The following is a 13,201-nucleotide window of genomic DNA, read 5'->3' on the forward strand; positions in this document are numbered from 1 at the left end:
TGTCACGCATCATCCCGATGCGGCCGGCTGACTTGCCGCGCGATTTCGCCACTTTCGACCAGTTTACTCATGACCTCGTTCTGCTAGATCAGGATGCGGACAACAGCCCCTTCACTGGATTCATTGGCGCGTGGTGGACACTAACGACCAGGATGCGGCGATTTCCTTCGGGCCATTCCGGCTGTACGCAAGGTCGCGCCTGCTCGAGAAGGACGGCGCTCCGCTTCACCTCGGCGGCCGCGCACTCGACATCCTCATTTTTCTCGTCGAGCGCGCCGGCGAGGTCATCGACAAGCGTGAGTTGATCAAGCGCGTCTGGGCCGACGTGACGGTCGATGAAGGCAGCCTGCGCTTCCACATCACGACGCTACGCAAGGCCTTGGGGGATGCCGGCGAAGGCTCCCGCTATGTCGTCAACGTGCCCGGCCGTGGCTATTGCTTCGCGGGCCCGCTGGTCCGGTCCGAATCGCCGGAGACGCGGACAGGCCCGGCCGTCCCGTCGCCTCACATACTCCCGCCGCCGCCCGCCAGGATGATCGGACGAGACGACGCGGTCGAGCGGATTTCCACCGAGCTTGCGCAGCATCGCTTCGTGACAATTGTCGGCCCCGGCGGGATTGGCAAGACTTCCGTCGCGCTCGCCGTCGCGCATCGCGAGCTCCAGGCCTTCGACGGTCAGGTCAACTTCGTTGATTTCGGCGCGCTGACGGATGCCAGGCTCGTTCCAAGCACCATCGCCGCCACGCTCGGCCTGACCGTCAATTCCGAGGACCCGATGCCGGGCCTGCTGACGGTGCTGCGCAACCGTCGAATGCTGCTGATCTTCGACAGCTGTGAGCACATCATCGACGAGCTCGCGCCCCTGGCCGAGCACATCGTCCAGGAAGCGCCCGAGCTGCATATTCTCGCCACCAGCCGCGAATCCTTTCGCACCGAAGGCGAACGCGTCCACCGGTTGTTTCCGCTGGACTGCCCGCCCCAGCGCGACGGGCTCGGCATCGCCGACATCCTTGCCTATCCCGCAAGCCAGCTCTTCGTGGAACGCATTGCGGAGAGCCTGGGCGAATTCGAACTGAGCGAGGAGGATGCACCGCTCGTCGCCGAGATATGCCGGCGACTGGACGGCATCGCGCTCGCGATTGAGCTCGCCGCCGGACGCGTGAACGCCTATGGCATTGCCGGGACCGCCTCGCTGCTGGACAGCCGCTTCTCGCTGCTGTGGCGGGGACGCCGTACCGCGATCCCGCGGCACCAGACCCTGAGCGCGGCGCTCGCCTGGAGCTATGATCTGCTGCCGGCAGCCGAGAGTGCGACGCTGCGCGGTTTGTCGGTGTTCGTCGGGCCATTCACAATGGAGGCCGCGCTCGCCGTTGCGTTCAGCCAGGGCATCAGCGAGCCCGAGGCGGTCGAGGCGATCTCGAACCTGCTCTCCAAATCGCTGATCGCAACCTCACCTGCGGAGCGGCGGCTGCGCTATCGTCTGCTCGACACCACCCGTGCCTTCGTCGGCGCCAAGCTCGTCGAGAACGGCGAAGCGCCCCGTGTCGCGCGCGCTCACGCCGAATATTTCCGCGACTTCCTGCGCGACATCGCGCTCAAATCCACGGGCATGCAGACCGCGGGCGGCTTCCTTCCCTATGCCGACCACTTGCCCAATGTCAGGGCCGCGCTGACCTGGAGCTTTGCGGATAGCGCCGACCGGACGATCGGCGTGGATCTGGCGGCTTCGGCGGCCCAGTTTTTCCTCGAACTGACATTGCTGACGGAGTGCTATCGCTGGACGAAGCAGGCGCTGGTCTCTCTCGATACGAATTCGATCGACCGCCGCCAGGAGATGACGTTGCAGGCCGCGCTCGGCGTCTCCGTGATGTTCACGCAGGGCAATACCGAAGCGGTCCGGTCGGCGTTCACACGCAGTCTTCAGCTTGCGCGGGATCTCGAGGATCTGCACTGGCAGCTCTGGCTGCTGCGCGGATTGCACATCTACCTGACCAGGGTCGGGGATTTTCACGGCGCGCTCGGCACCGGCGAGCAGGGCGAGAGCGTTGCGCGCAAGCTGAATGATCCGGCCGCCGCGCTGAACGTGGAATGGATGCTGGGCGTCGCGCACCATCTGATCGGCAATCAGGACAAGGCCGTGCAGTTCTGCGAGAGCGCGATGGTACACAATCCCGGCTCGCAGCGGCTGAACATCGGGCATCTCGGTTATGACGACCGCATCGTCGCGCTGGTCGCGCTGGCGCGCGGCCTCTGGCTCACCGGCCGGCCCGATCGCGCGATCGAAGCGGCGAGATACACCGTTCGCGAGGCCGAACTGCTGGAACAACCCCTCACCCTCGGCATCTCCCTGGTCTGGACGATCTACGTGTTCCTCTGGGTGGGCGACTGGGCCAATGCCGAAATCCTGATCGAGCGGCTGATCGACCATTCGGCGCGGCACTTCCTTGGTCCCTATCACGCCGTCGGCATTGGCCAGAAGGGCGAGCTCATGCTTCGCCGCGGCGACATCGCCGGCGGGATCGAGCATCTTCGCCGCAGCCAGGCGACGCTGTACGCGACGCGGCACCGGATCATGACGACGGTGTTTGCGACGGCGCTGGCGGAGGGTCTCGTGGCGGAGGACCAGCCGGACGAGGCCCTGCGCACGATCAATGAGGCCATTGCGCAGATTCCAGATCATGGCGAATCCTTCGACATGCCGGAGATGCTCCGGGTCAAGGGCGACATCCTCGTCCGGTCGGGAAAGACCGCGGAGGCCGAGCGCTGCTTCCGGAAATCGCTCGATCTGTCGCGCCGGCAGTGCGCGCTCGGCTGGGAGCTGCGGGGGGCGATCAGCCTCGGCCGGGTCTGGCGCCAGGCCGGACAAGGGGGCGAAGCACGCGCTCTGCTCGCCCCGCTCGTCGCGCGATACCAGGAAGGCCTCCAGACCCGCGATCTCGTGGCCGCCAGGGAGCTGTTGAGCGCGCTGAATTGACAGTATCTTCAACGGGATACCGCCCAAGCACCTGCTCGCAACTCCTAACAACTTCTAACACGCCAAGCCGCATCCGCACCGCCATGGTGGTGGCACTTCACGGTGGATATGGCGGGATATGGCGCTTCTTGACGATGTAATTGATGCCAGCGGCGGTATGACCCGCTGGAATAGCTTGAACCGATTCACGCTCCACCTTTCCGTCGGCGGCTCGTTGTTCTCCAGCGCCGGACATGCCAGCGAATTCAAGGACGTGACGGCGGAGGGCTCGACCCGCGCCCAGTCGGTCCGCTTCACCGGCATCACCGGGGGTGAACACTCCGGCTGCTTTCAGCCCGACGCGATCACGATCGAGAGCCTCGAGGGTGAGGTCCTGCGCACCTGGGATAACCCGAGCCTTGCATTTCCCGAGACCGGCTCTCCTGCGCTCGCGGACGAACTGCACCTCGTCTTCTTCTGCGGCGTTGCGATCTGGAATTATCTGACCAACCCATTTCTGCTCGCCCATCCCGACGTCGTCACGGAGGAGCTTCCGCCGTGGCGCGAAAACGCTGACACGTGGCGTAGGCTGCGCGCGCAGTTCCCGCCGAACCTGATCACGCTCGCGCCCGAGCAGATCTTCTACTTCGACGAGAACGCCCTGCAACGGCGGACGGATCACGATCTGTTCGGAAACAAGGTCGCGCATTATTCCTGGGCCCATGACAGCTTCGGCGGCATCGTCGTGCCGACATTGCGGCGTGTGCAGACGCTGCGGCCTGATGGAAGCGTGATCGCCAGGCCTGTCCTGATGGACGTCGAGATCTTCGACGCCGTGTTCGAGTAGCGATGGCGACGCGCGAGAGCGGGAACCGTTCACTGCTCTCAACGCCTAACAATACATAACGAGCTAACACGCGGCCTTGGGTGCAACATTGGGCTCACGAGCAACGAACAAGTGTCGTGCTCGAACGAGACCGAGGCCGGCGCACCTCCACCACGAGGGAATGCGTCATTGCAGCGAACGCACTCAAGGAGATCGTCATGAAGGTTCTTATGGTTATCACCTCCCACGACCAGCTCGGCAACACCGGACGCAAGACCGGGTTCTGGCTCGAGGAGCTGGCCGCTCCCTACTACGTGTTCAAGGATTCCGGCGCGGAGATCACGCTGGCTTCGCCCAAAGGCGGCCGGCCGCCCCTCGATCCCAAGAGCAACGAGCCCGAGTTCCGCACCGACCTGACGCTGCGCTTCGAGGCAGACGCTGCCGCTGAAGCCCAGCTCGACAAGACAGTGCGCCTCGACAGCGTCAAGCAGGAAGACTTCGACACGCTGTTCTATCCCGGCGGTCACGGCCCGATGTGGGACCTCGCCGAAGACAAGGACTCGGTCAAGCTGATCGAATCCTTCCTCGCCGCGGGCAAGACCATCGCGGTGGTGTGTCACTCGACCGGTGCGCTGCGCCACGTCAAGACGCCCGATGGCAAGCCTTTGGTCGAGGGCAAGGAAGTGACCGGCTTCACCAACGGCGAGGAAGAGGACGTGGGCCTGACCCATGTCGTACCGTTCCTCGTCGAGGACGAGATGTTGAAGCTCGGCGCGGTCTTCTCGAAAACGGCGAACTGGGGCGTACACGTCGTCAGCGCGGGCCAGCTCATCACGGGCCAGAATCCGCACTCCTCGGGCCCGGCCGCGCAGACGCTGCTCGCCGCCCTGGCCAGGAAGGCGAAGTCGGCCGCGTAAGTCAGACTCGCATCGGAGCGGTGCTTATCAATGAGCACCGCCCCGGCTTAATCAAATCGATGACCGACCCAATTCCGTCGCCAACCGGCGTTCGGAGAGCGATGACACGCGACAAGATGAACCCGGCCACTAGGTCGGCCCGAGAGCCGGAGAAGAGGACACGATCATGGATTTTCTTGCCTACACCAAGACGATCGCGGAATGCATCGAGGCGGAGGCTGCACGCGCCGAGGTTCCCGTCGCCGTTTGCATCATCGATGTTCACGGCAACATCATTCTCAAGCACCGCATGAACGGGGCGCCGACCTTCTCGCTCGAACTGTCGGAGCGGAAGGCCTATACGTCGGCGCTGGTAGGGCTTCGCACGGCGGAACTCTCTCCGATGGTACAGCCCGGACAGGCCCTGTTTCCCTTGATGGGAGTCGCGGGCGGACGCTTCTGCTCGATGGGCGGCGGCGCCCCGTTGCAGGTCGACGGACAGCTCGTCGCCGGCGTCGGCATCAGCGGCGGCACCGTCGAGCAGGACGTCGAGATCCTCGAGGCCGGGCTTCGTGAACCCGCGGTGGCAGCCGCGATCGACATGAAACTCGAGGTCGTCGTCCTCCCGGTTTCGGACGTCGAGCGCGCCAAGCGCTTTTATGCCGATCTCGGCTGGCGGCTGGACATCGACTACCGGGGCAAGGACAGCTATCGCGTGATCCAGTTCACGCCGCCCGGCTCCGGATGTTCGGTGATCTTCGGCGGCAACCTCACCACGGCCGCCCCTGGCTCCGTGAAGGGGCTCCATCTCATCGTGTCCGACATCGAGACCGCATGTGACGATCTGCGCCGCCGCGGCATCGCCATCAGCGCGCCGTTCCACGATCCCGCCGGCATCTTCCACCATGCTGGCGCGAACGAGCTTGCTGCCGGCCCCAATCCGCAGCGGAAGAGCTATGCCTCCTACGCCTCGTTCAGCGATCCCGACGGCAATGGCTGGGTGTTCCAGGAGATCACCGCGCGGCTGACCGGACACATCGAAGACGATGACGAAAGCTTTACGCCGGAGCTCACGAATGTGATCCGGCGAGCGGAAGCTGCCGCGCACAACAGCGATCACAGTGGCAGCGTGCCGCTCAATCCCGTCAGAGCGGTTGCCGGCGCATGACGCGCGGGCACGTCTCGACGCGACACGCCCACATCGGAGCGATGACATGAACATTCCAGCCACCCTCGCCCTCGCAGCCGCCCTCGCCTGCACCACCGTGCAGGCCTCGGCACAGGATCTGCGGTCGAGCCGACGCTCGATCAGCTATCACACGATCGATATCGGGAGTCTCAATATCTTCTACCGCGAGGCCGGGCCAGCCGATGCGCCGACCGTACTGCTGCTGCACGGCTTTCCCTCCTCGTCGCGGATGTGGGAACCCCTGCTGCCGCTGCTCGCCGACAAATATCACCTGATCGCGCCTGATTATCCCGGCTTCGGCAACAGCAGCGCGCCGCCGCCGTCCGATTTCACCTACACTTTTGACAACATCGCCGGCGTGATGGGCGAGCTGACGAACAAGCTCGGCCTGACCAACTACGTGCTGTTCATGCAGGATTATGGCGGCCCGGTCGGCTTCCGCATGGCACTGGCGCATCCCGAGCGCGTTCGCGCCATCATGATCCAGAATGCCGTTTCGCATGAGCAAGGCTTGAGCCCGCTCTGGGAAGCGCGTCGCAGATATTGGGCCGATCCGGCGCATGAGCTCGAGGCGCTCAAGGCCAACTTCACATCCTTGGCCGCGACGCGCCAGCGCCACCTCGGCTCCAGCCCGCACCCCGAGCGCTACGACCCCGATAGCTGGACCGACGAATACGCGTTCCTGACGCGTCCCGGCGAGGCCGAGATCCAGACTACGCTGTTCCTGGATTACCGGACCAACGTCGCCTCCTATCCGAAATGGCAGGAATGGCTGCGCAAGACGCGGCCGCCGACGCTGGTGGTCTGGGGCAAATACGATCCGTCCTTCGCCGTCGCCGGCGCTTCGGCCTATCGCGACGATGTACCGGATGCGGAGGTCCACATCCTTGAAGCCGGCCATTTCGCGCTCGACGAGGCAACCGACGAGATCGCGACGCTGGTCCGCGACTTCCTTGCGCGTCTGGACGGGCACAAGGGCTGAACGGCGACTTGCACGATGCACCGACCATAGGAGGCACACATGACCGACAACATCAGCCACGAACGACGTCGTTTCGTCGGCAGGGCTGCGATGGCGCTCGCCGCGACCCAGCTTGCGCTGAGCACGACGGCTACGGCGAAGCCGGCCAAGTCCGCTGCCATCGTCAAGCCCGGCGCCAACACCGCGTTCGCGTCCTTGAAACAGATCGACGCCGGCCTCCTCAACGTCGGCTATGCCGAGGCGGGTCCCGCGGATGGCCCGCCCGTGATCCTGCTGCATGGCTGGCCCTATGACATCTACGCCTTCGTCGATGTCGCACCGCTGCTCGCCGCGGCCGGTCATCGCGTGATCGTGCCTTACCTGCGCGGCTACGGCAGCACGCGTTTCCTCTCCGACTCGACGATGCGGAACGGACAGCCGGCGGCGATCGCGGCCGACATCGTCGCCCTGATGGACGCGCTCGGAATCGACAAGGCGACGATTGCCGGCTTCGACTGGGGTGCGCGCACCGCCAACATCATCGCTGCGCTCCGGCCGGAGCGGGTCAAGGCGATGGTGTCGGTGAGCGGCTACCTGATCGGCAGCCAACAGGCCGGCAAGATGCCGCTGCCGCCGAAGGCCGAGCTGCAATGGTGGTACCAGTTCTATTTCGCGACCGAGCGCGGCCGCGAGGGCTACGACAAGTACCGCCACGATTTCTCGAAGCTGATCTGGCAGCTCGCTTCGCCCCAATGGCATTTCGACGACGCCACTTTCGATCGCAGCGCGAAGGCGTTCGACAATCCGGACCATGTGGCGATCGTGATCCACAATTATCGCTGGCGGCTGGGCCTCGCCGAAGGCGAAGCGAAATACGCCGACGACGAGGCAAAATTGGCGCAAGCCCCCGTGATCGCCGTGCCCACGATCACCATGGAGGGTGACGCCAACGGCGCGCCGCATCCTGAGCCGTCCGCTTACGCGAAGAAATTTTCCGGGCGCTATTCGCACCGGACCATCAAGGGCGGGATCGGCCACAATCTGCCGCAAGAGGCGCCGAAGGCCTTTGCCGACGCGGTGCTGGACGTCATGGCCGAAGCCTAGGCGCCGGACCTGCCAACGGCACTTAACAACGCTTAACGGGCGATCGTCTGCGCACGGGGGTATCTCTATTGGGGCGACACCACCGATGCGAGAGGAAACGGCCGGATGATTCCGCTGCTGGCGAATGCGATCGAGGCCCATGGCGGGCTCGATCGATGGAATGCCCACGAGCGACTCACCGCCACGATCGTGACGGGCGGCGACCTCTGGATATTGAAGGGCGTCGATCAGGACCAGGCGCCGCGCACGATGCGGATCGAGTTGCATCGTGAGCGGGCATCCGTGGAGCCGTTCGGCAAGCCCGGCCAGCGCACCGACTTCAGCCCGGAGCGGATCGCCATCCTGGCTGCGGACGGCCGCATCGTCGCGGAGCGCAACAATCCGCGCGCCGCGTTCGCGCGGCACGATATGCGCACGCATTGGGATCCGCTGCATCGCGCCTATTTCAACGGCTATGCGCTCTGGACCTACATGACTGCGCCGTTCCTGCTGGCGGCGGACGGGTTCCAGCTCCGGGAGATCGCACCCTGGCGCGAGGGCGCGGAGGTCTGGCGCGGATTGCGGGCGACCTTCCCGGCCGTGATCGCGAGCCACAGCGCCGAGCAGGATTTCTACTTCGGACCCGACATGCTCATCCGGCGGCATGATTACCGGGTCGAGATCGCCGGCAATTTTCCGGCAGCTCAGTACGTATCCGATCCCGTCACCGTCGACGGCTTCAAGCTCCCGAGCCGCCGGCGCATCTATCTGCGCGGCGACGATCTGATGCCGCTGCGTGACGAGCTGATGGTGTCGATCGATCTCGCGGATTTCCGGTTCGACTGAGCCTTGTCAGGCCGATGCCTCGTCCAGCACGAGCCGCGCTGCCTTCAAATCCGCCGTCTCGAATCCTTCCGAGAACCGCGCATAGGTTGCGGCGAGATCGTCGTGCGGATTCTTGATGCCCTGCTGAAGCCGAAGCGCCGCGAGCGACATCTCCGTCCGCAATCGCCAGGACAGCGCGCCCTGCTGCTCGGCCAGCGCGAGCGATGCGGCAAAGCTCGCCTCGGCTGCACCAAGGTCACCGGTCCGCGCCTCGAGGTCGCCGCGCCGGCGCAGGAGCTCGGGCATGTCAAAACCTCCGCCGCCCTGCTCGACACGGGCGATCGTCTCGTGCAGGATTTGCAGCGCGTCCGTCAACCGTCCCAACGCCGCCAGTCCTTGCGACAGGTCGGCGGCGAACGCGGATGCGTAGAGCTCGTAGCGATCCGCATGCAGGCGCGGCAGCGCGCTCCGCAGCAGATCGACACCGCCGGCCAGTTCGCCGCGGGCGATCATGGTCTGCGCGCGAAAGCCGGTCGCGACGGCTTCGTACGGCGCGAGCCCGTGCAAATTCGCATGGGTCGCGAGGCGTCCCGTCATCGTCTCGACGGCGGCCCAGTCGCCGACCCAGCCGAAAACCGAGGATGACCAGCACAGCGCGATGCAATGCATCACCACGTCGCGCGGCGCGGCGGCGCCGACGAGCGGGCGAACGCAATCGAGCGCGCGGTCGGGAAAGCCGCGCAGCCACAGCACGCGCGCGAGCGGAATCTGCGGCGTGCGCGAATAGGCGAAATGCCCGGGCTCCGTCCCGCGCAGCGCGGCGTCGTCACGCACGCCTTCGTCGAGATGGGCTTGCGCCTCGGCCTGGTCGCCGGCGAGATGATAGGACACGCCGAGAAGCGCCTTGCTGCCTGCGATCCCCGCGGTATCGCCGATCTGGCGGGCGATGCGCTCGGCCTGGAGTGCGGTCGGCACGAGATGCCTGTAGTCGCCGGTGCGGCGATAGAACATGTTCAGCCGCGACAGCAGCCTGAATGCATTGGCGTGATCGTCGAGCGCTTCCGCGATCTCCAGCCCGCGCCGGAGTGCGGCCTCGGCCTGCTCGCTGTTGCGCTCCGTGAACATGAAGGCGTGGCCGAGCGTCGACTGCAGCTCGAGTTCCCATCTACCGCCCTGGTTGGCATCATCGAGCATCGCGAGCGCGCGGCCCGACCAGATGCGCGCCTCGTTCAGCAGGTTCAGCTCGACGAACAGCCTCGCGGCGCTGCCGGCGAGCGGCACGCGCAAGGCGGCACCGTCGTGGTTGGCAAAACTCCATTCCAACGCCGCACGGGCATCTGCGAGCAGGCTCGCGCGCGCCTGCAGGCGCGAAGCCGGGTCGCCGCCCTGCTCCGCCATGCCGGCTTCGAGCGTGCGCTGAACATAGGCCGTGTGACGGCGCGCGATGGCCGCCGCTTCGCCTGCGTCGACCAGCTTCTGCATGGCATAGGCGCGCGTGGCATCCAGCAGGCGATAGCGCCGCGATGCGCCATCGGGCTGCGCCGACACCAGCGACTTGGCCACGAGCTGCTCCAGCGCATCGACGACGCGATCGGCCGCGGCGCCCTCATCCGCGGCGACTGCGATCGCCCCCTTGAGCGTGAAGGGGCCGGCGAAGATGGCGAGTCGCTGAAGCACTGTGCGTTCGCTCTCGCCGATCAGGCCAAAACTCCAGTCGAGCGTCGCGCCGAGCGTCTGCTGCCGTGGCGGCGCCGTTCGCCGTCCGCGCCATTCGAGCTTGAGCCTGGAGTCGAGCAGCGCGGCCATCTCCCGCAATCCGTAGACGCCGACGCGCACGGCGGCGAGCTCGATCGCGAGCGCGATACCGTCAAGCTTGCCGCAGATCTCGGCCAGAACCTCGGCATCCTCGTCCGTGATATCGCCGCGATGGCCTGCGGCCGCGGCACGATCGATGAACAGCTGCGCGGCCGGATAATCCAGCACTTCGCCGGCGCTGAGGCGCGCCCCTTGCGGCGGGCCGGCCAGCGGAACGAGCTCGAAGATCTGCTCGCCTTCCACCAGCAGCGACTCGCGGCTGGTGGCGAGAATGGCGATGCCCGGTGCCTCGCGATAGATATTTTCCGCGAGGCGCGCGACCTCGTCGATGACGTGCTCGCAGCTGTCGAGGATGAGAAGCAGCCGCCGTCCGCGCAGAAAATTGACGATGCTGCCTGAGGGATCATCGTGATGCACGACGAGGCCCAGAGCGGCGGCAACCGTGCTAGCGACCAGCGTGGCGTCCTTCAGTGGGCTGAATTCGAGGAAATGAACGTGGCCCTCGAATGCCTGCCACATGTCATGCGCGAGTGCGGTCGCGACCGTGGTCTTGCCGATACCGCCCGGTCCTCGCAGCGTGACGAAGCGGTCGCTCAGCAGACGCGCCGACAACTCGGGCAGCACGTCGTCCCGACCGATCATCCGGTCCAGCCGATGTGGCAAGGCCGCCGGCGCCGCCGCTCGTTCGGGCGCACGCAATACGGGCACGGGCGCCACGTTGCGTTCGCCACGTTGCACAGGCGCGACGAAGCAATAGCCGCGGCTCGGGACGTTGGTGATGTAGCGGGCCCCGTCCTTGCCGTCGCCAAGCACCTTGCGCAGCTCCGCGACATGGACGCGCAGGCTGATCTCCTCGACCGCGAGGCCGGACCACGCGTAGCTCAGGATCTCGCTCTTCGGCACCACTTCGCCGGCACGGCTGAGGAGCAGGCGCAGAATGTCCATCGCCCGGCTGCCGAGCTTGACCGGCGCTCCGTCCCTCTCGAGCAACCGCGACCGCAGCGAAAACGGTCCGAACGAGACTACTGCGTTGAAATCAAGGCTCGCCCCGGCGCCATTGCCGGGTGAGCCATGTCCTGCCGGGGGTTCGGTCACTTCTGACTCATCTTGACGGCCATTTCGTTCAAATGCGCGGCGACTATACCCGCCGTCGATGCGCGGTCCAGCGAGGCGCCGCGCCGGCCTCATACCGGCACATCGATCGCCGCGCGATGTTCTGCAATGTCCTCACACCGCACCGATCTGCGCAAATAATTGAAAACCTGTGCAAAATCAAACGTCCTGCGGCGGGCTGTCACACTTCATGCGCTCGCACAAAATCTAACACCTCCTAATCATCACTAACGGGCTTCTTGCCTGGCTCACGTCTATCCTCTGATCGTGGAAAGCACTGAGAGTTGGCCGATCGCTGCAAGCGGCGACGAGGCCAGGAGAGGACGAGCGATGTTCAATGACTTGCAAGCAGCGCATGCCTGGATCGAATTTCCCGCCAGCCGGTGTGATCGCGACGCTTCGCACGGGATGCGAGCAATCGCGCAGGAAAGCGGATGGCGCAAGGTCGACCGCGGCCTGGACGCGGACATCACGATTTCGCGATGGGAAGACTCTCGGGCCATCTCGTCGCACGAAGCGACGACGCCGGCGGACCGCTATTTCGTCGCCATCGCGCTGAAGACCGCCCGGGTCAAGCTGACGCGGGACCGGCAGATCATCTTCGACGGCACCATGCCCGCGGGCACGCTGTACGTCAGTGCGCCATCGAAGCTTCTCGGCGTGCAATTCCAGTCGCCCTGCGCCTTCCTGCACTTCCATATCTCCACCGATCATTTTTCGGCGGCGCGGCCGGCGACCGAGGGCCTCAACGACCTCGTCCTGCTGCGCGACCCGCTCGCCGCCGAGCTCGCCAAGGCACTGACCGAGCATGGCGATACCGCGGACCAGCAGTTCGCACGCTGCATCGGCGAGACCCTCGCGATGCATCTGACCCGGCTCGAGCTGCCACGCTCAAAAGTCAATGCCTTGCCCAAATGGCGGCTGCGGCGCGTCGAGCAATATATCGCCGACCACTTTGATCGCTGTATCAGCCTGTCCGAGCTCGCCAATGTCGCAGGCCTCTCGAGGATGCATTTCGCGGCGCAGTTCCGCGCCGCGACCGGCTACCGTCCACGCGAATATCTGCTCAATCATCGGGTCGGGCATGCGAAGAGCTTGCTCACGACGACCGAGCGGCCGCTTGCGGAGATCGCGCTTGCCGTCGGCTTCAGTACGCAGGCGCATTTTTCGACCGTGTTCAAGCGCATCAGCGGCGAGTCACCGGCACGCTGGCGTCTGGCCAGCAGGGCTGTGCTGCCTGCTACGGAGGCGCTTCCGCGGCGGCGCCCTGCCGCGGACATGGACTGGATGGTTGGCGCAGCGGCGTAGTTCGTGCGCCGGCAGGTGAATTGGGATCGAGGGATCTGGAATCAAGGGAGTTGGAATCAGGCGACTTGGGATCAAGGCACTTGGCACCACGCCATCTGCACTTCGACCGGTTTGCGATTTTCTTTGGCGTGAGTACCCCGCCACTCACGCCGGCTCGAGCCCTTTTCCTCCCGGGCCTGCGAGCCACTGGGGGCCGTCCCTGCGCCCACACAGGACGGCCCCTTTTCTTTCT

General features: G+C 65.5%; 9 protein-coding genes. 8 read left to right on the top strand and 1 reads right to left on the bottom strand.

The window, feature by feature from the left end; all coding sequences use genetic code 11:
* The first annotated feature begins 130 nt into the window (after nt 1-130).
* From AB7008_RS35645 to AB7008_RS35675, 7 genes are all read left to right on the top strand, one after another.
* Nucleotides 131-2,974 carry an ATP-binding protein gene (locus tag AB7008_RS35645; RefSeq protein WP_304490816.1) on the top strand — a complete coding sequence of 948 codons (2,844 nt, stop codon included), beginning with the start codon at nt 131-133 and terminating at the stop codon, nt 2,972-2,974.
* A gap of 118 nt (nt 2,975-3,092) precedes the next feature.
* Complete coding sequence (locus AB7008_RS35650) at nt 3,093-3,800, top strand: hypothetical protein (protein ID WP_369525464.1); 708 nt, start codon at nt 3,093-3,095, stop codon at nt 3,798-3,800.
* A gap of 197 nt (nt 3,801-3,997) precedes the next feature.
* Nucleotides 3,998-4,696: a type 1 glutamine amidotransferase domain-containing protein gene (locus AB7008_RS35655; RefSeq protein ID WP_304490818.1), complete on the top strand. Its 699-nt coding sequence runs from the start codon at nt 3,998-4,000 to the stop codon at nt 4,694-4,696.
* Between the two features lie 166 nt (nt 4,697-4,862).
* Complete coding sequence (locus AB7008_RS35660; RefSeq protein WP_441260305.1) at nt 4,863-5,843, top strand: heme-binding protein; 981 nt, start codon at nt 4,863-4,865, stop codon at nt 5,841-5,843.
* A 46-nt stretch (nt 5,844-5,889) separates the two neighbouring features.
* A complete protein-coding gene (locus AB7008_RS35665) occupies nt 5,890-6,846 on the top strand; it encodes an alpha/beta fold hydrolase (RefSeq protein WP_304490819.1) in 957 nt (318 codons plus the stop codon).
* 39 nt (nt 6,847-6,885) lie between these two features.
* Nucleotides 6,886-7,929 (top strand): alpha/beta fold hydrolase, encoded by a 1,044-nt coding sequence (locus AB7008_RS35670; RefSeq protein WP_028156781.1) that lies wholly within the window; start codon nt 6,886-6,888, stop codon nt 7,927-7,929.
* Nucleotides 7,930-8,034: 105 nt separating this feature from the next.
* Nucleotides 8,035-8,754 (top strand): hypothetical protein, encoded by a 720-nt coding sequence (locus AB7008_RS35675; protein WP_304490820.1) that lies wholly within the window; start codon nt 8,035-8,037, stop codon nt 8,752-8,754.
* 6 nt (nt 8,755-8,760) lie between these two features.
* Here the strand turns inward: AB7008_RS35675 and AB7008_RS35680 are convergent, their stop codons facing one another.
* Nucleotides 8,761-11,643: an ATP-binding protein gene (locus AB7008_RS35680; RefSeq protein WP_304490821.1), complete on the bottom strand. Its 2,883-nt coding sequence runs from the start codon at nt 11,641-11,643 to the stop codon at nt 8,761-8,763.
* Between the two features lie 348 nt (nt 11,644-11,991).
* Here AB7008_RS35680 and AB7008_RS35685 point away from each other — a divergent pair, with 348 nt between their 5' ends.
* On the top strand, nt 11,992-12,969 hold the full coding sequence (locus AB7008_RS35685) for a helix-turn-helix domain-containing protein (RefSeq protein ID WP_304490822.1): 978 nt from the start codon (nt 11,992-11,994) through the stop codon (nt 12,967-12,969).
* Nucleotides 12,970-13,201: the final 232 nt, after the last annotated feature.

Source organism: Bradyrhizobium sp. 521_C7_N1_3, assembly GCF_052075975.1.
Taxonomy (GTDB): domain Bacteria; phylum Pseudomonadota; class Alphaproteobacteria; order Rhizobiales; family Xanthobacteraceae; genus Bradyrhizobium; species Bradyrhizobium japonicum.

Bases quoted from the DNA above. Each gene is read 5' to 3' on its own strand.
- AB7008_RS35685 (WP_304490822.1), top strand. From the start codon at position 11,992: ATGTTCAATGACTTGCAAGCAGCGCATGCCTGGATCGAATTTCCCGCC.
- AB7008_RS35650 (WP_369525464.1), top strand. From the start codon at position 3,093: ATGGCGCTTCTTGACGATGTAATTGATGCCAGCGGCGGTATGACCCGC.
- AB7008_RS35675 (WP_304490820.1), top strand. From the start codon at position 8,035: ATGATTCCGCTGCTGGCGAATGCGATCGAGGCCCATGGCGGGCTCGAT.
- AB7008_RS35665 (WP_304490819.1), top strand. From the start codon at position 5,890: ATGAACATTCCAGCCACCCTCGCCCTCGCAGCCGCCCTCGCCTGCACC.
- AB7008_RS35670 (WP_028156781.1), top strand. From the start codon at position 6,886: ATGACCGACAACATCAGCCACGAACGACGTCGTTTCGTCGGCAGGGCT.
- AB7008_RS35660 (WP_441260305.1), top strand. From the start codon at position 4,863: ATGGATTTTCTTGCCTACACCAAGACGATCGCGGAATGCATCGAGGCG.
- AB7008_RS35655 (WP_304490818.1), top strand. From the start codon at position 3,998: ATGAAGGTTCTTATGGTTATCACCTCCCACGACCAGCTCGGCAACACC.